The sequence below is a fragment of the Streptomyces sp. NPDC087440 genome (genome assembly GCF_044744005.1).
In the GTDB taxonomy this organism is placed as follows: domain Bacteria; phylum Actinomycetota; class Actinomycetes; order Streptomycetales; family Streptomycetaceae; genus Streptomyces.
Genome location: NZ_JBIUXN010000002.1, coordinates 714,187 through 737,842, shown reverse-complemented (window position 1 = coordinate 737,842; position 23,656 = coordinate 714,187). Strand labels below are relative to the sequence as shown.

General features: G+C 71.2%; 19 protein-coding genes. 10 read left to right on the top strand and 9 right to left on the bottom strand.

Going from position 1 to position 23,656, the window contains the following annotated elements; all coding sequences use genetic code 11:
- Window positions 1-68 precede the first annotated feature (68 nt).
- The 4 genes from ACIO3O_RS08095 to ACIO3O_RS08080 all read left to right on the top strand — a co-directional run bounded on the left by ACIO3O_RS08095 (window position 69) and on the right by ACIO3O_RS08080 (window position 4,696).
- On the top strand, window positions 69-1,016 hold the full coding sequence (locus ACIO3O_RS08095; protein WP_401743314.1) for a DUF6457 domain-containing protein: 948 nt from the start codon (window positions 69-71) through the stop codon (window positions 1,014-1,016).
- Window positions 1,013-2,440 carry a molybdopterin molybdotransferase MoeA gene (locus ACIO3O_RS08090; RefSeq protein WP_401743311.1) on the top strand — a complete coding sequence of 476 codons (1,428 nt, stop codon included), beginning with the start codon at window positions 1,013-1,015 and terminating at the stop codon, window positions 2,438-2,440. Before ACIO3O_RS08095 ends, ACIO3O_RS08090 begins: the two co-directional genes overlap by 4 nt.
- 61 nt (window positions 2,441-2,501) lie before the next feature.
- Complete coding sequence (locus ACIO3O_RS08085) at window positions 2,502-3,605, top strand: potassium channel family protein (protein WP_401743309.1); 1,104 nt, start codon at window positions 2,502-2,504, stop codon at window positions 3,603-3,605.
- A 110-nt stretch (window positions 3,606-3,715) separates the two neighbouring features.
- Window positions 3,716-4,696, top strand: coding sequence for an NAD(P)H-quinone oxidoreductase (locus ACIO3O_RS08080; protein WP_401743307.1), 981 nt, complete (start codon window positions 3,716-3,718; stop codon window positions 4,694-4,696).
- Between the two features lie 70 nt (window positions 4,697-4,766).
- On the opposite strand, the gene ACIO3O_RS08075 is transcribed toward ACIO3O_RS08080, so the two are convergent.
- From ACIO3O_RS08075 to ACIO3O_RS08055, 5 genes are all read right to left on the bottom strand, one after another.
- Window positions 4,767-5,309, bottom strand: coding sequence for a bacterial proteasome activator family protein (locus ACIO3O_RS08075; RefSeq protein ID WP_401743305.1), 543 nt, complete (start codon window positions 5,307-5,309; stop codon window positions 4,767-4,769).
- 98 nt (window positions 5,310-5,407) lie between these two features.
- Window positions 5,408-8,263, bottom strand: coding sequence for an FtsX-like permease family protein (locus tag ACIO3O_RS08070; RefSeq protein ID WP_401743303.1), 2,856 nt, complete (start codon window positions 8,261-8,263; stop codon window positions 5,408-5,410).
- Window positions 8,260-9,027, bottom strand: coding sequence for an ABC transporter ATP-binding protein (locus tag ACIO3O_RS08065; protein ID WP_401743300.1), 768 nt, complete (start codon window positions 9,025-9,027; stop codon window positions 8,260-8,262). Before ACIO3O_RS08065 ends, ACIO3O_RS08070 begins: the two co-directional genes overlap by 4 nt.
- 118 nt (window positions 9,028-9,145) lie before the next feature.
- Window positions 9,146-9,790, bottom strand: a complete 645-nt coding sequence (locus ACIO3O_RS08060) for a PadR family transcriptional regulator (protein WP_401743299.1) — start codon at window positions 9,788-9,790, stop codon at window positions 9,146-9,148.
- Between the two features lie 894 nt (window positions 9,791-10,684).
- A complete protein-coding gene (locus tag ACIO3O_RS08055; RefSeq protein ID WP_401743296.1) occupies window positions 10,685-12,304 on the bottom strand; it encodes a protein kinase in 1,620 nt (539 codons plus the stop codon).
- Between the two features lie 394 nt (window positions 12,305-12,698).
- Between ACIO3O_RS08055 and ACIO3O_RS08050 the strand changes: the two genes are divergently transcribed.
- Window positions 12,699-14,399 (top strand): protein kinase, encoded by a 1,701-nt coding sequence (locus tag ACIO3O_RS08050; RefSeq protein ID WP_401743295.1) that lies wholly within the window; start codon window positions 12,699-12,701, stop codon window positions 14,397-14,399.
- 15 nt (window positions 14,400-14,414) lie between these two features.
- On the opposite strand, the gene ACIO3O_RS08045 is transcribed toward ACIO3O_RS08050, so the two are convergent.
- From ACIO3O_RS08045 to ACIO3O_RS08035, 3 genes are all read right to left on the bottom strand, one after another.
- Window positions 14,415-15,485, bottom strand: coding sequence for a phosphotransferase (locus ACIO3O_RS08045; protein WP_401743294.1), 1,071 nt, complete (start codon window positions 15,483-15,485; stop codon window positions 14,415-14,417).
- 35 nt (window positions 15,486-15,520) lie between these two features.
- On the bottom strand, window positions 15,521-15,940 hold the full coding sequence (locus tag ACIO3O_RS08040; protein WP_401743293.1) for a pyridoxamine 5'-phosphate oxidase family protein: 420 nt from the start codon (window positions 15,938-15,940) through the stop codon (window positions 15,521-15,523).
- A 106-nt stretch (window positions 15,941-16,046) separates the two neighbouring features.
- Window positions 16,047-16,709: a response regulator gene (locus ACIO3O_RS08035; RefSeq protein WP_401743291.1), complete on the bottom strand. Its 663-nt coding sequence runs from the start codon at window positions 16,707-16,709 to the stop codon at window positions 16,047-16,049.
- A gap of 327 nt (window positions 16,710-17,036) precedes the next feature.
- Here ACIO3O_RS08035 and pdhA point away from each other — a divergent pair, with 327 nt between their 5' ends.
- From pdhA to ACIO3O_RS08010, 5 genes are all read left to right on the top strand, one after another.
- Complete coding sequence (gene pdhA / locus ACIO3O_RS08030; protein WP_401743288.1) at window positions 17,037-18,203, top strand: pyruvate dehydrogenase (acetyl-transferring) E1 component subunit alpha; 1,167 nt, start codon at window positions 17,037-17,039, stop codon at window positions 18,201-18,203.
- A 3-nt stretch (window positions 18,204-18,206) separates the two neighbouring features.
- On the top strand, window positions 18,207-19,187 hold the full coding sequence (locus ACIO3O_RS08025; protein WP_401743285.1) for an alpha-ketoacid dehydrogenase subunit beta: 981 nt from the start codon (window positions 18,207-18,209) through the stop codon (window positions 19,185-19,187).
- A 13-nt stretch (window positions 19,188-19,200) separates the two neighbouring features.
- On the top strand, window positions 19,201-20,643 hold the full coding sequence (locus tag ACIO3O_RS08020) for a dihydrolipoamide acetyltransferase family protein (protein ID WP_401743283.1): 1,443 nt from the start codon (window positions 19,201-19,203) through the stop codon (window positions 20,641-20,643).
- A 77-nt stretch (window positions 20,644-20,720) separates the two neighbouring features.
- Window positions 20,721-21,362: a GntR family transcriptional regulator gene (locus tag ACIO3O_RS08015; protein ID WP_401743282.1), complete on the top strand. Its 642-nt coding sequence runs from the start codon at window positions 20,721-20,723 to the stop codon at window positions 21,360-21,362.
- A complete protein-coding gene (locus ACIO3O_RS08010; RefSeq protein ID WP_401743280.1) occupies window positions 21,359-22,660 on the top strand; it encodes a nitrate/nitrite transporter in 1,302 nt (433 codons plus the stop codon). The genes ACIO3O_RS08015 and ACIO3O_RS08010 overlap by 4 nt, the downstream gene beginning before the upstream one ends.
- Before the next feature lie 81 nt (window positions 22,661-22,741).
- On the opposite strand, the gene ACIO3O_RS08005 is transcribed toward ACIO3O_RS08010, so the two are convergent.
- On the bottom strand, window positions 22,742-23,572 hold the full coding sequence (locus tag ACIO3O_RS08005) for a maleylpyruvate isomerase family mycothiol-dependent enzyme (RefSeq protein ID WP_401743279.1): 831 nt from the start codon (window positions 23,570-23,572) through the stop codon (window positions 22,742-22,744).
- Window positions 23,573-23,656 lie beyond the last annotated feature (84 nt).

The window sequence follows — 23,656 nt, the reverse complement described above, 5'->3', positions numbered from 1 at the left end:
GCCGCGCAACGCGCCCCGGGTCCCCCTCGCCGTCGGCGATCGAGGGGGACCCGGCCATACTTCGGGGCATGAGTGCCCACGCGTATGACGCCGTCGTGCTGTCCGGTGGTGCCGGGCGGCGGCTCGGCGGAGTCGACAAGGCTGCCGTGCGGGTCGGCGGACGGACCCTGCTCGCCCGGGTCCTGACGGCCTGTGAAGGAGCCCGGACCACCGTGGTGGTCGGCGGTCGGCACACCACCGCCCGGCCGGTGACCTGGGCGCGCGAGGACCCGCCCGGCGGCGGCCCGCTGGCCGCGCTCGCCGCCGGGGTCCGCGAGACCGGGGCCGCGCTGATCCTCGTGCTCTCCGTGGATCTGCCGTTCGTGGACCGGGTGACGGTCGACACGCTCGTACGGTCCCTGGCGGCCGACCCGCACGCCGACGCCGCGCTGCTCGTGGACGCCACCGGGCGGGACCAGCCCCTCGTCGCCCTCTACCGGGCCGAGCCACTGCACCGCGAACTCGCCCTGCTGGCCACCGAGTACGGTTCCCTGTCCGGGCTTCCGCTGCGGCTGCTCACCGCCGAGCTGGCCCTCACGCGTGTCTCCGCCGACGATCCGTTCGCCTCCTTCGACTGCGACACCTGGGAAAACATCGCGGCGGCCCGTGCCCGCATCAGGGAGCATGGGCACGTGCTGGATGAATGGATCACCGCAGTCAAGGACGAACTCGGCATCGATCTCGACGTCGACACCCCCCTCCTCCTCGACCTCGCGCGCGACGCCGCGCACGGCGTCGCCCGACCCGCCGCCCCCCTGACGACGTTCCTGGTCGGCTACGCCGCAGGCCGGGCCACAGCCGAAGGACCCGAGGCCGTGGCAGCGGCCGTCGCCAAGGCCACCGCCCTCGCCGCCCGCTGGGCCGCCGAGGCCGACGCCCCGGACAGCGGCAGCGGTCCGGCGGCCCCCGGCAGCAGCTCGTCGGCTCCCGACGGTGGCCCGGCGGCCCCCGGCAGCGGTCGGGCGGGCCAGGCATGAGCGACACCGACCACGAGATCGACGGCATCGACCAGGCCCTCGCCCTCGTCAGCCGTACGCAGCCGCAGCCGCAGCCGCAGCCGCAGCCGCAGCCGCAGCCGCAGCCGCAGCCCGCCGTGCCCGCCCCCGCAGCCGAAGCCCCCGGTGCGACGCAGCCCGATCCGGGCCCGGAGTCCGCCGAGGACGCCCCGGCCGAACCCGCTGCCGAAGCCCACCCCACCTCCACCCCCTGGCCCGACGCCCGTGCCGCCGCCGCGCTCGCCGGGCGCACCGCACCGGCCCGCCCCCGCCGCGTACCCCTGGAGCAGGCGCTCGCGCAGATCCTGGCCGAGCCCCTCGAAGCCCTCACCGACCTGCCGTCCTTCGACACCTCCGCCATGGACGGCTGGGCGGTGGCGGGTCCCGGCCCCTGGTCCTTCCACGACGGGCCGGGCATTCTCGCCGGACGCACGACCCCCGACCCGCTCGGCGACGGTGAGGCCGTACGGATCGCCACCGGGGCCCGCATCCCCGCCGAGGCGACCGCCGTCATCCGCCGCGAGCACGCCCACGCCGACGAGACCAAGCAACGCCTGCACGCCCAGCGCGAGGTGATCCCCGGTCAGGACATCCGCCCGCGCGGCCAGGAGTGCCGCACCGGCGACCACCTGCTGCCCGCGGGCTCCGTGGTGACCCCGGCCGTGCTCGGTCTGGCGGCCGCCGCCGGGTACGACACCCTGCTGACCGTGCCCCGGCCCACCGTCGAAGTGCTTGTCCTGGGCGACGAGTTGCTGACCTCCGGGCTGCCCCGCGACGGCATGGTCCGCGACGCGCTCGGCCCGATGCTCGCCCCCTGGCTGCGCGCCCTCGGCGCGGAGGTGCTCGACACCCGCTGCCTGGGCGACGACCCCCAGGCGCTCCGCAAAGCGGTCCTCGGGTCCGAGGCCGACGTCGTCGTCACCACCGGGGGCACCGCCGCCGGTCCCGTCGACCATGTGCACCCCTTCCTCGCCTCCGTCGGCGCCGAACTCCTCGTGGACGGCGTGGACGTACGCCCCGGCCACCCCATGCTGCTGGCGCGGCTCGCTCCCGACACCCACCTCGTGGGGCTGCCCGGCAACCCGCTCGCCGCGGTCTCCGGGCTGCTGACGCTGGCCGAGCCCCTGCTGCGGGCGCTCGCCCACCGGCCCGCCCCCGAGCCGTACCGTGCTCCGCTGCGCGACGACGTGCCCGGTCACCCGGTCTCCACCCGGCTGGTGCCCGTCACCCACCGCACGGACGCTTCCGGCGCGGACCACGCCGTACCCCTGCACTACAACGGGCCGGCGATGCTGCGCGGGATCGCGGCGGCCGACGGGCTGGCCGTGGTTCCGCCCGGCGGTGCATGTGCGGGTGACGAACTGGAAATCCTCGACCTGCCCTGGGCCGAAGGGTGTTTCACGTGAAACATCGAGGGGTGTTTCACGTGAAACATCCGGGTGCACGGAAGCCAGGCCGACCGGAAGGATGTTTCACGTGAAACTGCCAGGCCATGACGCGATGGCTCGGGAGGCGGACGAGCACCTGATCACCGCGCCGGTGAAGCTGCCCAAGCGGGTCGTGGAGCGCCCGCTGCGGCAGGTCGCCAAGCGGCTGCTGATGGCGCTGGTGGTGCTGGCCGTGACCGTCTTCATCGTGTGGATCGACCGCGAGGGCTACCACGACAACTCCGACGGCGGCGTGGACCTCCTCGACGCCGTCTACTACTCGACCGTCACCCTCTCCACCACGGGGTACGGCGACATCGTTCCGTACAGCGACGGCGCGCGGCTCACCAATGTGCTGCTCGTGACGCCGCTGCGGGTTCTGTTCCTGATCATCCTGGTCGGTACCACTCTCGAAGTCCTCACCGAGCGGACGCGGGAGGAGTTCCGGCTGAATCGCTGGAGGTCCCAGTTGCGAGACCACACTGTCGTCATCGGGTACGGGACGAAGGGCCGGTCCGCGATGCAGACCCTCATCGCCACGGGTCTGAAGAAGGACCAGATCGTCGTCGTCGACCCGAGCGCCAAGGTCATCGAGACCTGCAACGCGGAGGGCCTGACCGGTGTGGTCGGCGACGCCACCCGCAGCGACGTGCTGCTGCGGGCGGAGCTCCAGCGGGCCCGGCAGATCGTCATCGCCACCCAGCGCGACGACACGGCGGTGCTGGTCACCCTCACCGCCCGCCAGCTCAACCGGGGCGCGAAGATCGTCGCCGCGGTCCGTGAGGAGGAGAACGCACCGCTGCTGCGGCAGTCCGGTGCGGACGCGGTCATCACCAGTGCGAGCGCGGCGGGTCGTCTGCTGGGCCTGTCGGTGCTGAGCCCGAGCGCGGGCACGGTGATGGAGGACCTGATCCAGCAGGGCTCGGGGCTGGACCTGATCGAGCGGCCGGTCATAAAGAGCGAGGTCGGCAAGAACGTCCGGGAGACCGAGGACCTCGTGGTGAGCGTCCTGCGCGGACACCGGCTGCTCGGCTACGACGATCCGAAGGCCAGTCCGCTCCAGCTCACCGACCGCGTCATCGCGATCGTGCGGGCGGTGCCGGGCGCAGAGGACGCGGACATGCGGTTCAGCTCCGCGGACTGAGCCCGACACGGGGAGCGAAAGGCTCCACAGCGTACGGGGCGGACGTCGTCCGGAGGGCCCACTCGGGGCTCTTCGGACTGATCACAGGCACCGGGGGTAGTTTCGTGGCCATGCATGCGATCACGATCCCTGAACCCGGTGGCCCCGACGCACTCGTCTGGGCGGAGGTCCCCGACCCCGTCCCGAACGAGGGCGAGGTCCTCGTCGAGGTCGCCGCGAGCGCCGTGAACCGGGCCGACCTGCTCCAGCGGCAGGGCTTCTACGACCCGCCGCCCGGCGCCTCCCGCTACCCCGGCCTGGAGTGCTCCGGCCGGATCGTGGCACTCGGCGCGGGAGTGCACGGCTGGGCCGTCGGCGACGAGGTGTGCGCGCTGCTCTCGGGCGGCGGCTACGCCCAGAAGGTCGCCGTGCCGGCGGGACAGCTGCTGCCCGTGCCCGAGGGCGTGGACCTGGTGACGGCCGCCGCACTGCCCGAGGTCGCCGCGACGGTCTGGTCGAACGTCTTCATGATCGCCCACCTGCGCCCCGGTGAGACGCTCCTCGTGCACGGCGGTGCCAGCGGCATCGGCACCATGGCGATCCAGCTGGCCAAGGCGATCGGCGCCCAGGTCGCCGTCACGGCGGGCGGCCCGGAGAAGCTGGCCCGCTGCGCCGAACTGGGTGCGGACATCCTGATCGACTACCGCGAGCAGGACTTCGTACAGGAACTGCGCAAGGCCACCGACGGCAAGGGTGCGGACGTCATCCTCGACATCATCGGCGCCAAGTACCTGGACCAGAACGTGAAGGCCCTCGCCACCAGCGGCCGCCTCGCGATCATCGGTCTCCAGGGCGGAGTGAAGGGCGAGATCAACCTCAACGCCCTGCTGCGCAAGCGGGCCGCGATCACCGCGACGTCGCTGCGCGGCCGTCCGCTGGGTGAGAAGGCGGCGATCGTGGCGGCGGTGCGCGAGCACGTGTGGCCGCTGATCGCAGGGGGTCGGGTGCGGCCGGTGGTCGACCGGGTCTTCCCGATGGACCGGGCCCCCGAGGCACACAGGGCGCTCGACGAAGGCAGCCACGTCGGCAAGATCCTGCTGACGGTGGGCTGAGCGGACAAGCCGAAGGGGCCATGTTTCACGTGAAACATGGCCCCTTCGTGCGTCGCCTGAGAGGTACGGATCAGAGGTACGGACCGCCCGTGCGGGCTCCTTGCCCGTGGCCGTCGTCCTCGTCGTCCTCGTGCGAGGCGCCCGGCGGAAGTGCCCGGCGCATCTGCTCCAACTGGGCGCGTGCGGCCATCTGCTGGGCGAACAGCGCGGTCTGGATGCCGTGGAAGAGCCCTTCGAGCCAGCCCACCAACTGGGCCTGCGCGATGCGCAGTTCCGCCTCGGAGGGGATGGCCTCCTCGGTGAACGGCAGCGACAGGCGCTCCAGCTCCTCGACCAGCTCGGGGGCGAGCCCGTCCTCCAGCTCCTTCACCGAGCTGGCGTGAATGTCCTTGAGCCGTACCCGGCTCGCCTCGTCCAGGGGAGCCGCGCGGACTTCCTCCAGGAGTTGCTTGATCATGCTGCCGATCCGCATGACCTTCGCGGGCTGTTCGACCATGTCCGTCACAGGCACCTCGCGCGACTCGTCGTCACCGCCGCCGAGCGCCATCCCGTCCTGCCCGACGACCAGGACTTGAGGGCTCTCCTGCGACCGTTCACTCCTCGGCATCTCCATGCCGTCATTCTCTCGTACACGTGCGTCAAGAGTGGGTGTGCCCCCGCACAAAGGTGATCCACCTTCGTACGGGGGCACAGCTTTGACCCGATTTCCGGTCAGGCCGCCTCGCGCCGGGCCAGCGCGCCCCGGGAGCGGGTGACCAGCGCGGCGAGCAGAGCCGCGCCGAGCGGAACGACGACGATGAGCGCGCCGAGGGTCTCCCACGGGATGACGATCGGCATGTCCACGTGCGAACCGCTGCCGCCCCAGCCCATGTCCAGGTTCTGCTGGACGTTGGCCGCGTCCCTGCGGCGGTCCGAGAGCACCAGCGCGATGGCGGGCAGCACACCGGCGGCCGATCCCAGGACCACCCCCATGAAGGAGACCGTCCCGCACTGGAAGCCGCTGAGCGCGCGCCGCACCCGGGGAGGTGCGCCGACCGCGGCGAGGGTCTTCAGGTCGGCCTCGGCGTCGGCCTGGGCGAGCCCGGTGGCGATACCGGCCGCGCCGATGGTGATCAGCCCGGCGAACACCGTCAGGGCCAGCAGCACGATGCCGTTCTCGCTGACGTAGCCGGCCTCGATGGTCACGCCCTCGTTGAGGCCGATCTTGTCGATCGCTCCGTCGAGGGCCTGCTTCTGCTCGGTGCTGGGCAGCGCGGACGTCGAGAAGAGCACACCGTAGGGAACGGTGGTGAACCCCGCGGACTGGGCGAGCGACGGCGGGACCAGGAGGGTGAGCCCGTAACCGTTCGCGGACTGTGGGGCCAGGACTGTGGGCAGGTTGCGGATCTCGCCCGGGGGCTCCTCGTTGGCGGCCATCGCCGCTTCGGCCTTCTTGCGGTCGGTGACCAGCTTGATGCCGGTCTTGCCGTTCACGAAGCTCCCCCTGTCGAAGGAGACGGCCTTCCCCTGCTTGAGGGCGTTCACGAGGGCCGGGTCGGCGATGTCGAGCGCCTTGAGGACGTTCTCGTCACCGATGAGGACGCCGCCCTCCTGGCGGACGCCGCTGCCCTCGATGACCGTGCACCGCCAGTCCTTGGCCAGCTTGCGGCGCTCGGCGACGGTGAAGGCGTCCTCCCCGTTGGCGCGGTCGTGCAGGGGACAGCGGTTGGCCTTCGGGACGAAGACGTCGTACGTGCCGCACTTCTTGTCGTCGCTGTACGAGGTGCAGTTCTTGCTGCCGAGGACGATGCGCCGGACGTCGGCGAGCGCGTCGAGCGAGATGTTGGCCTGGATCGCCTGGCGGACGGCGGGCACGTCGCGCCCGCCTGCCTCGTCGGTGACCGCCATGCCGCTGCCGTAGGGCAGCATCGCCTGGTACTCGGCACGCTGCTTGGCGTCCTGGCTCGCCGCGTACGTGGCCACGGCGACCGTGCCCGCGACCGCCGCCAGCACCGCCGCGACGGCCGGAGCCGTGCGTCCCCGGTTGCGGATCGCGTCGCGCAGGGCGAGCCGGGGAGAGAGCGGAAGCCAGCCGCCGAGCCGTCCGAAGAGGCCGACCAGCACCGGGGTGAGGGCGACGACGCCCAGCTCGGCGATGCCGCTGCCGCCCGCCACCAGGAGGACGTTCTCGCTGCTGGTCGCTCCGTACAGGGCGATCGCGACACCGATGGCGACGGCGATCAGGCCCAGGATCGGCAGCACCCGGTTGGCTCGGCGTACTCCGCGCCGCCCGGTGAGGGAGGCCAGCGGCGTCTGCCGGGAGGCGTTGACGGCGGGCACGATCGCGGCCAGCAGTCCGGTGAGCACCGCGGTGGCGGCGATGCCGAGCAGTTCCAGGGGCGGCACGGTGAACGTGCCGAACCTCTTGCCCATGGCCCCTTCGAGGACCGGTTGCAGCACGACGGTGAGCAGCAGGCCCAGGGCTGTGCCGACGACGGCCGCGGCCAGACCGATCACCAGGCCGCCGGACAGGACGATGGCCCGGATGTGGCGGCGGTCGCCGCCGTTGGCGCCGACCAGGCCGAGCTGACGGCGCGAGCGACGGGCGCCGACGGCGAAGGCGGGACCGGCCAGCAGACAGACCTCCAGCAGGGCCATGCCGACGATCGTCGCCGCGATGGTCAGCAGCTCACGGTTGCTGCCGTGCTCCTGGAACTGGCTCTTGTTGGTCTTGAAGTACGGGACCTCGGAATCCGGCGGCGGCGACAGGATCACCGAGCGGGAGTCCACCCGGATGCCCTTGGCGTTGGCCTCCTTGACCATGTTCCACGTGAAACCTTCGCCGCCGACGGAGACGAGGTACGAGGAGTTGCCTCCCGAACTCGGCAGGCCCTGCGCCTGCAGCGCCTTGTTGAGCGGGGCGATGAGCGTGCCCGGAGGGGCGATGACCTGCGTGGTCTTCAAGCCCTGGGGCAGTTCGTAGGAGCCGACGACGGTGAACGTCGTGTCGAGGGAGCGCGCGGTGAGCGTGGAGCCCACGGAGAGCCCGCTGGCCTTGAGGAAGGCGTCGGTGGCGGCGACCTCGCCCGCCTTCTCCGGGAAGCGTCCACCGGTCGGCACGATCGCGCCGGCGACCATCGGGTCCGCCGCGTCGATCTCCCGGACATCGGTATTGAGCAGGCCGTGCGCGGTGCGCAGCCGGGCCATCGCCGTGGTGTCGGTGAGGACCTTCGCGCCCGCCGGGATGGCCTTGGTGACGTCGGCCTTCCCCTCGGGCATCGGCTTGTTCTCGAACTGCTCGAAGCCGCCGACCGGCTCGGTGCCGGTGAAGCGGGCGTCCGGCGGCTGGTGGATCGGGAGGCCGCCCCAGCCCGATTCGGTCAGGACGGCGTCGGCTGCGCCGAACTCACGCGTCAGCTGCTGCTCGGGGGTCAGTTCGGCGCTGCGCAGGGTCACGTCGATGGCGCTGACGCCGAGGATCGGCACCGCGATCATCGCGAGGACGAGGATGCTGCGGCCCTTGGAGCGCCAGGCGTCGCGGCGGGCGATGCGGATCGCCGCGAGCCAGGAGTGGTACCAGCCGTTCACTTGGCGCCCGCCTGCCCGCCCGTGCCCGTGCCCGTGCCGGTGGCGGCGAGGAGGGACTCGGCGTCCGTCCGTATCGTCTCGTCGACGACGGAGCCGTCGCGCAGGAAGACCACCCGGTCCGCCCAGGCGGCGAAGCGCGGTTCGTGGGTGACGAGGATGCCGGCCGCGCCCGCGTCGCAGCGCGAGCGCAGCAGGGCGAGGACGGATTCGCCGGTCTCGGAGTCGAGGGCGCCGGTCGGCTCGTCCGCGAGGACCAGCCGGCGGTCGCCGACGAGGGCGCGGGCGATGGCCACGCGCTGCTGCTGGCCGCCGGACATCTCGTCGGGGAAGCGGTCGGCGAGGTGGGACAGGCCCATCTCCTCCAGCGCTGCCAGCGCGGAGACGCGTGCCTTGCGGGCGGACACGCCGTCCAGTTCGCGGGGCAGCGAGACGTTCTCGGCGGCGGTCAGCGCCGGGATGAGGTTGTAGTCCTGGAAGACGTAACCGATGCTGCGGCGGCGCAGTGCGGCCAGTTCCTTGCGGCTGACCTGCGTGATGTCGGTGCCTTCGACGACGACCTTCCCCGAGGTGGGGGCGTCGAGGCCGCCCGCGATGGTGAGCAGCGTCGACTTGCCGGACCCGGAGGGGCCCATCACGGCGACGAGCTCGCCGGGGAAGACGGAGAGGTTGACGCCGCGCAGGGCGTGCACCTCGGTGGCGCCGCTGCCGTGCACACGGGTCAGCTGCTCCAGTTGCAGCACGGGCTGCTGGGACTGGTCGGGCATGGGTGTGGGGTCCCCCCTGGGAAGGCCGGGCGGCACGGGGCGCCGTTCGGCGGTCGTACGGAAGAGGTGGGTGTACGACCGGGCGGTGCGGTCGTACGGAGGTGCAGCGGTGCCGTGGTCAGCGTCGGCCGCTGCGGGCGGGCACGTCCTGGGACGTGCGCGGCGCGGGTTCGGCCGGTGGCGGAGTGGCTCCCCGCACGGCCGTGGCGGAGAGCCGTACGAGCCGGGACTCGGAGTGGTCGAGCCAGCGGGCCTCGGCCTCGGTCTGGAAGATCAGCTGTTCCAGGACGAGCAGCCACGCCATGTCGTCGCGGCCCCGGGCGTTGTCCTGGAGGTCGCCGCCGGACTCGACGGCGATCAGGGCCTGTGCCTTGAGCCGGGTGTAGTCCTGCATCGCCTTCAGGGTGGCGTGCCGCTGGGCCTGGATGACGGCGCGGATGTCGACGCCGGGTGCGCCGACGGCCATCGCCAGCTTGATCGCCAGTTCGTCGCGGGGCGGGCTGGTGCGGTCGACGGGGCGCTCGAACCACTGGCGCAGTTCCTCGCGTCCGGCGTCGGTGATCGCGTACAGCGGGTGTCCCGCGTCGTCGTCGCCGTCCGGGACGACCATGCCGTCGCGCTCCAGGCGGCTGAGCGTCGTGTAGACCTGGCCGACGTTCAGGGGCCAGGTGGCACCAGTGCGGGACTCGAATTCGGTACGCAGTTGGGAGCCGTATCGAGGGCCCTGTTCCAGGAGGGCGAGGAGCCCGTGGCGGATCGACATACTGAGTATGTATACCGAGTATGCCCGTGGTGGCAAGCCGCCTTCTTGGTGGGGCGTCTTCGGATGGGTCGGTCCGCGTGCCCGTTTGATTGCGGTATGTGACGCTGAGTCCGACGGTTCGGCGGTACCGGACGGGAGGCGGTCACACCGATGGCTTCAGGGGTCCGTGGGCGCGTGGTGGTGTGGGTGGTGGGGGGTTTGGTGGTGCTGTGCGGTGGGGGGACGGCTGGGGCGGAGGAGAGGCCGGGGCCGGGTGCTTCTGTGGTGGCTGCTGCCTCGGCTGATCCGGCTGATCCTGCTGGTCCGGCTGCATCGCCTGCTGCGGTGGCCGGTGGGGAGCGGCTGGCCGGGAGGAAGGCAGGGGTGGGGCGGGTCAGGCCGGGGAGGGTGATCGAGCCGGAGGTGGTGCGGCCGGTGGCGGTGAAACTGCCGGTGGGGCCGGTGGGGCGGAGGCCGCCGCCGTCGAGGGTGCCGGAAACGAGGGCTCCGGTGGTGGGGGCGGTGCCGCAGGCGGTGGTGGGGGGCGAGGGGCTGCGGGTCAGGCCTGTGCCGTTGGGGGTGGGGATTGTGCTGGTGGGGATGGGGCTGGGGTTTTTGGCGATGCGGCTGAGGCGGCAGTGAGGGGTGGGGAGAGGCGTTGGGCTCGCCGGTGGCGGGAGCGCCGAAGGGTGTGGGGTGGTCCGGAGGCGAGAGGGCCGGGAGCGGGGTGGGCCCGTGTCGGGCGGGCCGCCCCCTTGCCCGCCCGTCCCGCCCCCTTGGGGCGGCCCCGTCGCCCAAGGCGGCTAGGGAGGGGGAGCTGGCAGGGCGGCTCGCCCGAGGTGGCTGGGGAGGGGGGAGCGGGCAGGGCGGCCCCGTCGCCCGGGGTGGTGACGGGGAGGCCGGAGGTCGAGGGGGTTACTGGGCCGGTTTGCCGGTGGAGACGGTGAGTTCGATGTTGGTGGCCTTGGGGTCGATCGCGGAGCCCGCGAGCGGGAACTGGTCGATGACCGTCTCCTCGCCCCACTGGTTCTCGTCGGTCGGCTTCTCCCGGATCGACCAGCCGGCGGCCTGCGCGCACTCCTTGACCGAGCGCACGTTCTTGTAGACGAAGTTGGGCATGACGACCTTGGCCGGGTCGAGGTTGTCCTCCTTCGCCCCGCTGCACTCCGTGTCCTTGATCGTCTTCGACCGGTCCGGCCCCTTGAAGCCCGCCTGCGACGACGTGTCGTTCGGCTTGTCCTCGGGCTTGTCCTTCGGCAGGAGCGCGAAGACCACGCCGCCGATCACGGCCAGTACGACCACCACCGCGCCGATGAGCATCGGGGTGTTCTTCTTCTTGCCCGGTCCGCCCGCCCCCGGGGTGGACAGCGGCGTCGACGGCGGCGTCGGGTTCTGCGTGTACGGCGCGGGTGTGGCGTACCCGCCCTGCTGCTGCGGATACCCGTACCCGGCCTGCGGAGCCGGAGTCTGCATCGGCGCGGGCGTCGCAGGCCCGTACGGGCTCGGCGTCGGCGGCTGGTACGGCGTCTGCACCCCGCCGGGCGGCATCCCCTGCCCCGTCTGGTCGATCGGCGGGAACACCGCGGAGCCGACGCCGGAGCCCGCACCCTGCACCGGACCGCTGCCCGGCACGATCGAGGGGGCGGCGCCCGGCTGCAGGGACGCGAGCACCCGGTGGCACTCGTCGGCCATGGCGGCGGCACTCGGGAAGCGCTCGTTCGGGTTCTTCTTCAGGGCCCGGGCGACGAGTGCGTCGACGGCCGGCGGGAGCGTCCGGTTGATGGAGGACGGCGGGACCGGCTCCTCCTGGACGTGCGCGTACGCGATGGCCAGCGCCGAGTCGGCGTCGAACGGGATGCGCCCGGTGAGCAGCTGGAACAGCATGATGCCGACCGAGTACAGGTCGGAGCGGGCGTCCACGCCGCGCCCCAGTGCCTGCTCGGGCGAGAGGTACTGCGGGGTGCCGACGACCATTCCGGTCTGGGTCATGGACGTGACGCCGGACTGCATGGCGCGGGCGATGCCGAAGTCCATCACCTTCACGACGCCGCGCTTGGTCATCATGACGTTGCCGGGCTTGATGTCGCGGTGGACCAGCCCCATGTCATGGCTGGCGTCCAGCGCCGCGAGCACGTCGGCGGTGATCTTCAGGGCCTTGTCGGCGGGCATCGCCCCGTACTGCTGGACGTCGTGGTTCAGGACCGAGCCGAGCGGCTGTCCCTCCACGTACTCCATGACGATGTACGGCATCTGCGCGCCGCCCAGATCGTCCTCGCCGGTGTCGAAGACCGAGACGATGTTGGTGTGCGAGAGCTTGGCCACAGCCTGCGCCTCGCGCCGGAACCGCTCGCGGAAGGCGGCTTCGCGACCCAGTTCCGTATGCAATGTCTTGATCGCGACCTGGCGGTCCAGGGCGGCGTCGTAGGCCAGATAGACGGAGGCCATGCCTCCCTCGCCGAGCAGGTCCCGAAGCTGGTACCGACCACCTGCCACGGAGCCGCCCGCGTACCGGCCCTGCGTGCCGTCCTGGCTCATGACTGTGCTTCCCCCTCGGCCGCGGTGGACCCGCGTCGGACCGGCGCTCGCTCGTGTGGAGACAATGCGGAGAGAATCCGCGATCATCCCTCATTACGGGCCAAGTCTGCCCCAGGGCACCGACACGTCAAGCGGGGTGCCCGTTCCGTGACCGTACGGGCGAGGAAGAGTCTCGGAAGCGTTATCCGCGCAGCCCCGAAGGGTGGGTAATTTGCACGGGTACAGGCGCAACGGTTTTGATGGCAGGTCCATCTGATAGCAGAGGGGCCATGCGCGAGGCTGTAGCGTGACGTGGCGGAGAACCCTGTGAACCACCGCGACGCGGGCTCATGAACCGTCGGTTTTCGGACCGAACGGACCCGCGGGCGCGGACAGATGATGACGGCGAGGACTGATGGCACCCGAACCCGAGGACACCGGCGGTGGAGTGTCTGACCTGCCGGAATCGTTCGGTATGGGCGGACTTGTCGGCGATGGTCGCTACCGGCTGACCCATCGTCTCGGCCGCGGCGGCATGGCCGAGGTCTTCGCCGCGGAGGACGTACGGCTCGGCCGCACGGTCGCGGTGAAGCTGCTGCGCTCCGACCTTGCCGAGGACCCCGTCGCCAAGGCGCGCTTCACGCGTGAGGCCCAGTCGGTCGCGGGCCTCAACCACCATGCCGTGGTGGCCGTGTACGACTCGGGCGAGGACCGCATCGGCGGCAACCTCGTCCCGTACATCGTGATGGAGCTCGTCGAGGGCAACACCATCCGTGACCTGCTGCTCAACGCCGAGGCCCCGGGCCCGGAGCAGGCGCTGATCATCGTCTCCGGCGTGCTGGAGGCCCTCGCGTACAGCCACCAGCACGGCATCGTGCACCGTGACATCAAGCCCGCGAACGTGATCATCACGCACGGCGGCGCGGTCAAGGTGATGGACTTCGGCATCGCGCGCGCCCTGCACGGCGTGCAGTCGACGATGACGCAGACCGGCATGGTCATGGGCACCCCGCAGTACCTCTCCCCGGAGCAGGCGCTCGGCAAGGCCGTCGACCACCGCTCCGACCTGTACGCCACCGGCTGCCTGCTGTACGAACTCCTCGCGCTGCGGCCTCCCTTCATGGGCGAGACGCCGCTGTCGGTGGTCTACCAGCACGTCCAGGACCTGCCGGTGCCGCCGTCCGAGATGTCGGACGTGGCTCCGCCGGAGCTCGACGGCCTGGCCATGCGCGCCCTCGCGAAGGACCCGGACGACCGGTTCCAGAGCGCGGAGGAGATGCGCGGTCTGGTGCAGTACGGGCTCCAGATGCTCCAGCAGCAGGGCAGCCACACGGGCACCTGGAACACCGGCCCCGTCGAGATGCACGAGTCGGGCTACACCCCGGCGCACGGCGTCGCGACGACGGCCGCCATGGGGCACCCGACGCACGGCGACACCTCGCAGTTCCGCCCGAACGGCGCGATGCTGCCGCCGCAGAACCCGCACGACGGGGCGTACGACGACGGGTACGACGACCGGCCCAGCCGCGCCAAGATCTGGATCTTCGCGGTCCTGGCGATCCTGGCGATCGCGGGCGGTGTGGCGTACGCGAACAACGCCTTCAACAACGACGAGAAGAAGGATCAGCAGCCGCCCAGCGTCGTCCAGAGCACCCCGGGCAAGACCGCCGACGACGAGACGCCTCCCGAAGAAGAGGACGCGTCCGGCGGCAACAGCGAGAACGGCAGCTCCTCGTCCTCGTCCACCGGCGGCAACCAGCAGCCCCCGCCCCCGGTGAACAAGCCCTCCAAGACGCAGACGAAGCCGCCGAAGCCGGACCCGACGACTCCGCCTCCCGGCACTGCCGACGGCGGCGCGGGCAACGGTGGCGCGGCTGACAACGGCGGCGCGGGCAACGGTGGCGCGGCCGACAACGGCGGCGCTGCGGACAACGGCGGTGCGGCTGACAACGGCGGCGCGGGCAACGGTGGCGCGGCTGACAACGGCGGCGCGGGCAACGGTGGCGCGGCTGACAACGGCGGCGCGGGCAACGGCGGTGCGGGCAATGCCGGTGCGGGCAACGCCGGCGCGGCGGGTACCACGCCGGGCGGCGGGCCGGCGGCCACCACCGCGTAGACCCGACCGGATCGGCTAGGACGCGAAGGCGTCCAGCACCGCTTCGTACTCCTTGGTCCACCAGACCGCCAGGGCCGACGCCGCAGGAAACTGCGGGTCGGCCCTTCGGTCGTGCAGCTGGTAGCGCCAGCGCAGTATCCAGAAGTCGTTCAGCCGCTCCCACCACACCCGGTGCACGGCTGCGGCCAGTTCCGCCTTCCCCGCCCCCGTGGTGCGCCGGTAGGCCCGTGCGTACGCGCGGGCCTTGGCCAGCTCCAGCTCGCCGTCCGGCCGTACGAAGAAGATGGCGGCCGCACGGACCGCCTCCTCGGCGCGGGGCTGCACCGCGAGGCGGTCCCAGTCGACGATCGCGGCGGGCTCCGCGCCCCGGTAGAGCAGGTTCAGCGGGTGGAAGTCGCCGTGCACCCATCCGGCGGTCGGCTCGGCCCCGGCGGGCGGGCGGCGGTGTGCGTGCCGCTCCAGGAGCGTGCGGCGCTCCAGGAGGCGGTGCTCGGCCAGGACGTCGAAGGCGTCCCTGGGGTGCCTCCTGCGGGCCAGCAGGAGCAGTTCGTCGATGGTTTCGAAGCTGTCGCGGGGGTCGGCGCTGAGTTCCCCGCCGTCACGCCCCGCCGCGGACTCCATCACCTGGTCCAGGCAGGTGTGCACGACGCCCAGGAGGGCCCCCAGGCGCAGCGACTCGGCCTCGGTGAGCTGGGCGCCGTCGCGGTGGCTGCCGTCGATCCAGGGGTGCAGGGCGTAACAGCGTCCGTCGACCACCGCGACGGTGTCGCCGTCGGCTCCGGGCAGCGGCGGGGCGACGGGGACGCCGAGGGCGGCCAGGCGCTGGGTGGCGCCGTGCTGGCGGGCGATGGCGGTGCGGTCGCCGTCGAGGTGGTGCTTGAGGAAGTAGTCGCCGCGAGTGGTGGCGAGCCGAAACCCGTGGTTCAGCAGGCCTTGGGCGACGGGCTCGCAGGACACCGGCTCGCCCAGGAACGCGTACCGGCGCAGCAGGCTGCCGAGGGGTGGGGTCGGAGCGGATGTTTCACGTGAAACGACGACAGGTTCTGCGGGTTCGGCAGGTTCTGCGGATACAGATGAGCGCGGCACCCGGCAGATGTTAGATCACGACGGGTTACATGGCTTCACCCAGCGTGTTGGAGGGCGCGCTCGCGGACGTCGCGCAGGGTGTGGACCAGGAAGAACTGCGGGTCGATCCGCATGTAGACGGGGTCGAACGGCTCGCCCTCGACCTCGGTGGGTCCGGGGCCGAAGAGCTCCCGCTCGGCCTCGGTCGGCTCGATCACCCGGGCCTCGCCCGTGGCCTGCACGGACCACAGCTGGGCGTCGCCGGAATTGAAGTTGTCGGTCTCGTACGCCACGACGCTGCCATTGCAGGCCTGGTGGTAGCCGTAGCCGGCGTGCATCCGCAGCAGGACCGCGCCGTCGGTCACCACGTGGCGGGCGACGGCGAGGAACGGCAGCGCACGCATGCTGGTGGCGACCCGGCCGTACGGAACGGAGGTCAGCAGCTGCATCGCGCGGAAGCGCTCGGAAGTGGGCATGCCTTCACTGTGCGCGATGGCGGGCGACGGCCAAAAGAGACCTAGGTCCCGAGAAAAGTCACAAAGTGCCTGATCAGGGGGCCTAGGAGGGGTGTCTTTCAGCAGGTCAGCGGCGTTCTTCGGCCTGCATCCGGGCGACGTACGCGGCGGCCTGCGAACGGCGTTCCATGCCCAGCTTGGAGAGCAGGCTGGAGACGTAGTTCTTGATCGTCTTCTCGGCGAGGTGGAGGCGTTCGCCGATCACGCGGTTGGTGAGCCCCTCGCCGATCAGGTCGAGGATCTTCCGCTCCTGCTCGGTGAGGTTGGCCAGTCGCTGGTCGCCCTTGGCGCTGTTGCCGGCTCGCAGCCGCTCCAGGACGCGGGCGGTCGCGACCGGGTCGAGGAGGGACTTTCCGGCGGCCACGTCCCGTACCGCGGAGAGGAGTTCGCTGCCCCGGATCGCCTTGAGGACATAACCGGACGCACCGGCCATGATCGCGTCGAAAAGGGCCTCGTCGTCGGCGAAAGAGGTGAGCATCAGGCAACTGATGTCCTCATTCTGCGAACGGACTTCGCGGCAGACCTCCACACCGCTGCCGTCCGGCAGCCGGACGTCCAGCACGGCTACATCGGGACGGGTCGCAGGGATTCTGACCAGGGCATCTGCCGCCGTACCCGCTTCTCCGACAACCTCGATGTCGTCCTCGACGGAGAGCAATTCATGAACACCTCGGCGGACTACTTCGTGGTCATCGACGAGGAAAACGGTGATTTTGCCTGATTCGCGCACGCCGCCATCCTCACATACGAACTCTTCCCGTGCCCGAGGTGACCGGGATAACGTTCCCCTGTTCCGGCGGCCCGCAAGGCTCTGACCAGTGGTTGTTCCCGCATTCCTCGATTTACTTGGAAATCCAAGCAAAATCGCAGGTCAAATGGGGTTTCGCAGTTATGCGAAGCACTGGGTAACGTTCTTTTGACAGGGCGCTCGCCGGGGCACCTGTCACGCCCTGTCCCGGCCGAGCCGCACCCACCCCGTGCGCGGGTACGGATTCAGGGCGAGCCGCACTGGTTTCCCGGCAGACCCCGGGGGCCGGACCGACGGAGGAGCACGCACGTGACCGTGGAGAGCACTGCCGCGCGTAAACCGCGACGCAGCAGCGGAGCAGGCACCAAGCGCGCCAGCGCCAAGAAGACCCCCGCGACGGCCGCCGACGAGCCGCAGCTCGTACAGCTGCTGACGCCCGAGGGCGAGCGGGTCACGCACCCGGACTACGAGATCGACCTGTCGGCCGACGAGCTGCGCGGGCTCTACCGGGACATGGTCCTCACCCGCCGCTTCGACGCCGAGGCGACCTCGCTCCAGCGTCAGGGCGAGCTGGGCCTGTGGGCCTCGCTGCTCGGCCAGGAGGCCGCGCAGATCGGCTCCGGTCGCGCCCTGCGGGACGACGACTACGTCTTCCCGACCTACCGCGAGCACGGCGTGGCCTGGTGCCGCGGCGTCGACCCGACGAACCTGCTGGGCATGTTCCGCGGCGTGAACCACGGCGGCTGGGACCCCAACAGCAACAACTTCCACCTGTACACGATCGTCATCGGCTCGCAGACCCTGCACGCCACCGGCTACGCCATGGGCGTCGCCAAGGACGGCGCGGACTCGGCCGTGATCGCGTACTTCGGCGACGGCGCTTCCTCCCAGGGCGACGTCCTGGAATCCTTCAACTTCGGTGCCGTGTACAACGCCCCGGTGGTCTTCTTCTGCCAGAACAACCAGTGGGCGATCTCCGAGCCCACCGAGAAGCAGATGCGGGTGCCGCTCTACCAGCGCGCCCAGGGCTTCGGCTTCCCGGGCGTCCGTGTCGACGGCAACGACGTGCTGGCCTGTCTGGCCGTCACCAAGGCCGCGCTGGAGCGGGCCCGCAGCGGCCAGGGCCCCATGCTGATCGAGGCGTTCACCTACCGGATGGGCGCGCACACCACCTCCGACGACCCGACGAAGTACCGGGCCGACGAGGAGCGCGAGGCGTGGGAGGCGAAGGACCCGATCCTGCGCGTCCGTACGTACCTGGAGAAGGAGGGCCTCGCCGACGCCGCCTTCTTCGAGGAGCTGGAGGCCGAGAGCGAGACGCTCGGCAAGCGGGTCCGCGAGGCAGTGCGTTCGATGCCCGACCCCGACACCATGGCGATCTTCGAGAACGTCTACGCGGACGGGCACGCGCTCGTCGACGAGGAGCGCGCGCAGTTCGCCGCCTACCAGGCGTCGTTCGCCGAGGAGGGCAAGTAAGCCATGGCAGTCAAGAAGCTCCCGATCGCCAAGGCGATCAACGAGTCGCTCCGCACGGCGCTGGAGAACGACCCCAAGGTCCTCGTCATGGGCGAGGACGTCGGCAAGCTGGGCGGTGTCTTCCGGGTCACCGACGGCCTGTTCAAGGACTTCGGCGAGGGGCGGATCATCGACACCCCGCTCGCCGAGTCCGGCATCGTCGGCACCGCGATCGGTCTCGCGCTGCGCGGCTACCGCCCGGTCGTGGAGATCCAGTTCGACGGTTTTGTCTTCCCGGCGTACGACCAGATCGTCACGCAGCTCGCGAAGATGCACGCCCGCTCGCTCGGCAAGATCAAGCTGCCGGTCGTCATCCGCATTCCGTACGGCGGCGGCATCGGCGCGGTCGAGCACCACAGCGAGTCGCCCGAGGCGCTGTTCGCACACGTCGCGGGCCTGAAGGTGGTCTCGCCCTCCAACGCCTCCGACGCGTACTGGATGATGCAGCAGGCCATCCAGGGCGACGACCCGGTGATCTTCTTCGAGCCCAAGCGCCGTTACTGGGACAAGGGCGAGGTGGACACCGACGCCATCCCCGGACCGCTGCACGGGGCCCGTGTCGCTCGGGAGGGCACGGACCTCACGCTCGCCGCGTACGGCCCGATGGTGAAGGTCTGCGTCGAGGCGGCCGCCGCCGCTGCCGAGGAGGGCAAGTCGGTGGAGGTCGTGGACCTGCGCTCGATGTCCCCGATCGACTTCGACGCCATCCAGACCTCGGTGGAGAAGACCCGCCGCCTGGTCGTCGTGCACGAGGCGCCGGTCTTCTACGGTGCGGGCGCGGAGATCGCCGCCCGCATCACCGAGCGCTGCTTCTACCACCTGGAGGCACCGGTGCTGAGGGTCGGCGGGTACCACGCGCCGTACCCGCCGGCACGCCTGGAGGAGGAGTACCTGCCGGGTCTGGACCGGGTGCTCGACGCCGTCGACCGCTCGCTCGCGTACTAAGGGGCCGACTGACATGACACAGACGCAGAACGCTTCCCGCTACCGCGAGTTCAAGCTGCCCGACGTGGGCGAGGGCCTCACCGAGGCCGAGATCCTCAAGTGGTACGTCCAGCCCGGCGACACCGTCACCGACGGCCAGGTCGTGTGCGAGGTCGAGACGGCGAAGGCGGCCGTCGAACTGCCCATCCCGTACGACGGCGTGGTGCACGAGCTCCGCTTCGAGGAGGGCGTGACGGTCGACGTCGGCACGTCGATCATCGTGGTCGACGTGGCGCCGGGAACTGCCGCTCCGGAGGCGCCGGTTGCGGCCCCGGCTCCGGTCGTGGCTGCGGCTCCGGTCGTGGCTCCGGAGGAGGAGGACGAGGCGCCCAAGGGCCGTCAGCCGGTCCTGGTCGGGTACGGCGTCGCCGAGTCCTCGACCAAGCGCCGGGCCCGCAAGACGGACACCCCGGCTCCGGAGAAGGCGGCCTACGCCGCCTCCGTGCAGGCCGAGTTGAACGGCACCTCCACCTCGGTCCAGGCCGTCGAGGAACGCACGCGTCCCCTCGCCAAGCCGCCGGTCCGCAAGCTGGCCAAGGACCTCGGGATCGACCTGGCGACGGTGACGCCGACGGGTGCGCACGGCGTCATCACGCGGGAGGACGTGCACGCGGCCGTGGCTCCGGTCGCCGAGCCGGTTGTTTCACGTGAAACGGTCGTCGAGGCCCCGGGCACCGCAGTGGGCTTCGCCGGGATCGACACGGCGGCGCCCGCATCCCGCGAGACCGTCGTCCCGATCAAGGGCGTCCGCAAGGCCACCGCCGCCGCCATGGTGAAGAGCGCCTTCACCGCCCCGCACGTCACCGAGTTCATCACCCTCGACGTGACGCGCACGATGAAGCTGGTCGCCGACCTCAAGCAGGACCCGGACATGGCCGGGCTGCGGGTCAACCCGCTCCTGCTCATCGCCAAGGCCCTCCTCGTCGCCATCAAGCGCAACCCGGGCGTCAACGCCGCCTGGGACGAGGAGAACCAGGTGATCGTGCAGAAGGAGTACGTGAACCTGGGCATCGCGGCGGCCACCCCGCGCGGTTTGATCGTCCCGAACATCAAGGACGCCCAGGCCAAAACCCTGCCCGAACTGGCGTCCGCTTTGGGTGACTTGGTGTCCGTGGCCCGTGAGGGCAAGACCTCCCCGGCGGCCATGCAGGGCGGCACGGTGACCATCACCAACGTCGGCGTCTTCGGTGTCGACACCGGTACCCCGATCCTGAACCCGGGCGAGTCCGCGATCCTCGCGGTCGGTGCGATCAAGCTCCAGCCCTGGGTCCACAAGGGCAAGGTCAAGGCCCGCCAGGTCACCACGCTGGCGCTGTCCTTCGACCACCGCCTGGTCGACGGCGAACTCGGGTCCAAGGTCCTGGCCGACACGGCCGCGATCCTGGAGCACCCGAAGCGCCTGATCACCTGGGCGTAGCAGCACGCCGGGGAAAGGCCCGTCCGTATCGCGGACGGGCCTTTCTCTTGTGCACCTGTTGTATCTAAGCTGTGCGCATGCCTGCCGCACCCCCCGCCGCCGAGCGCGTCTACGACCACATCAAGAGGGGGGTGCTCGACCGCAGCTACGAGGGCGGGACGCTCCTCACCGAGGGCCACCTCGCCGAGGCCGTGGGGGTGTCCCGCACCCCGGTGCGCGAGGCGCTGCTGCGTCTTGAGGTCGAGGGGCTCATCAAGCTCTACCCGAAGAAGGGCGCCCTGGTCCTCGCGGTCTCCGCGCAGGAGATCGCGGATGTGGTCGAAACCCGGCTGCTGGTCGAGGAGTTCGCGGTGCGCAAGGCGATCCCCGCCTCGCCCCGGCTCATCGGGCGCCTGGAGGAACTGCTCGACGAGCAGAAGACCCGGGCGTTCGCGGGCGACCTGGCGGAGGTCGCCGTCACCGATCGCTGCTTCCACGCGGAGATCGTCCGCAACGCCGGGAACCAGATCCTCTCCCGCCTCTACGACCAGATGCGCGACCGCCAGCTGCGGATGGGCGTCGCCGTGATGGAGGCCCACCCGGACCGCATCGCGCTCAACATCACCGAGCACGCCGAGATGCTGGAAGCCATCCGGACCGGTGACGCCGACGCCGCCGCGGCCTGTGTGCGCCGCCACGTCAGCCGGGTGAAGTCGCTGGTTCGGGGGGACGACCGATGAAGCCGTCCGTTCCAGCGGTGCACGGCGACCCGCCCGGCGGCCGCAAGGCCCTGGCCGTGTGGTCGGTCGGCGTCGCCGTCTACTTCGTCGCCGTCATCTTCCGCACCAGCCTGGGCGTCGCGGGTCTGGACGCCGCCGACCGCTTCCAGGTCAACGCCTCCGCGCTGTCCACCTTCTCCATACTCCAGCTGCTCGTGTACGCGGGCATGCAGATACCCGTCGGCCTGCTGGTGGACCGGCTCGGCACCAAGAAGGTGCTCCTGATCGGCGCGCTGCTGTTCACGCTCGGCCAGGTGGGCTTCGCGCTCTCGCCGACGTACGGCATGGCACTGCTCTCCCGCGCGCTGCTCGGCTGCGGCGACGCGATGACCTTCATCAGTGTGCTGCGGCTGGGCACCCGCTGGTTCCCGGCCCGGCGCGGGCCGATGATCGCGCAGGTCGCCGCCCTGTTCGGGATGGCGGGCAACCTCGTCTCGACGCTGGTGATCGCGCGGGCCCTGCACGGATACGGCTGGACGGCGACCTTCCTGGGCAGCGCGGCCGCCGGGGTGGCCGTCCTCGTCCTGACCCTGCTGCTCCTCAAGGACCACCCCGAGGGGCACGAGCCGGCGCCCTCCCCGAAGGCGGGGCCCTCCTTCGTACGGCAGCAGATCGCGGCCTCGTGGCGGGAGCCCGGCACCCGGCTCGGGATGTGGGTGCACTTCACGACGCAGTTCCCGGCGATGGTCTTCCTGCTGCTGTGGGGGATGCCTTTCCTGGTGGAGGCCCAGGGCATGTCGCGGGCGGCGGCCGGTGAGCTGCTGACGCTGGTGGTGCTCTCCAACATGGCCATCGGGCTCGTGTACGGGCAGGTCATCGGCCGGCACCACGCGGCGAGGGTGCCGCTGGCGCTCGGCACGGTGGGGGCCACCGCCCTGCTGTGGGGCGCCACGATCGCCTACCCCGGGGAGCATGTGCCGGTGTGGCTGCTGGTGACGCTCTGTGTGGTGCTCGGGGCGTGCGGACCGGCCTCGATGATCGGCTTCGACTTCGCGCGGCCCGCGAATCCGCCGGAACGGCAGGGCACGGCCTCAGGGATCGTGAACATGGGGGGCTTCATCGCCTCCATGACCACCCTGCTCGCGGTGGGCGTGCTGCTGGACGCGACCGGCGACAACTACCGGATCGCGTTCGCCTCGGTGTTCGTGCTGGAGGCGGTGGGGCTGACCCAGATTCTGCGGCTGCGCACGCGGACGGCTCGGCGCGAGCGGGAGCACCTGGTGGCGAGCAGGGTCGAGGCCGTGCACGTACCCGCGTGACGGCCCTTCCCACAGCGATGTTTCACGTGAAACGTCGCTACGGCCCGACCGCGCCACGGTCTGACCGCCAGAGCGTGACCGCTACGGCGTGACCGCGAAGTTCCGCAGGATCTCGTACGCCAGGTCCTCGTCGCCCTCGATCTTCACGAGGTCGGCCACGGCCGCGTACCGCACGCGGCCGCAGGCCAGCCGGTAGTACGTCTCCCAGTCCAGGGCGATCGTCACGAGCGGGCCCAGCGAGGGGGTGCCGTCGATGGTGCCGAGGCCCTGGGCATCGACGCGGACCGTGCGCAGGAACTCGACCGGGCCGTGCACGTCGAAGACGACCGCCGCGTTGGGCGGTGCGCCCGCGTCCTTGGCGACGACCTTGGGCAGGGCGTTCAGCAGGAAGTCCCGGGTGACGTACGCACCGGGCGAGTCCAGGTTGCCGGGCTGCCGGAAGGTGGTGCGGAGGTCCTGCTCGTGCACCCACACGTCGAACGCCCGCATGCGCAGGGCCGTTTCGAGCGGGATCTCGCGGCCGGAGAGCGGCGAGCGGACCAGGGTGTCGGGGGTCCGGGTCTCGTTCCGCAGCTGCCGGTTGCGGCGGATGATCGTGTACTCCAGCTCCGAGGTCATCTCCGGCGCCGTGTGGTGGCGGCGGACGTCGACCTGCACCTCCAGATAGCGGGCCAGGTCGGAGGTGATGTGGAAGAGGTCGCTGGGCAGCGTGTGGATCGGGCGGGGGTCGCCGAGCATTTCGCACTCCGCGCCGATGACGTGGGAGACGAGGTCGCGCACCGACCAGCCGGGGCAGGGCGTGCGGCGGTTCCACTCGCCCTCGACGAGCGGCTTCACCAGCTCGGATATCGCCTCTATGGAGTGCGTCCAGGCGTCGGCGTAGGTCTGCAGGGCGGGATGGTGGACGGTCACGGGACCCCTCGGGCGGTTCAGTGGCGGCGGCGCGGACGGTGCGGCTGGGTTGCCGTGCGTGCGTGCGGGCAGGTGCGGTCTGGG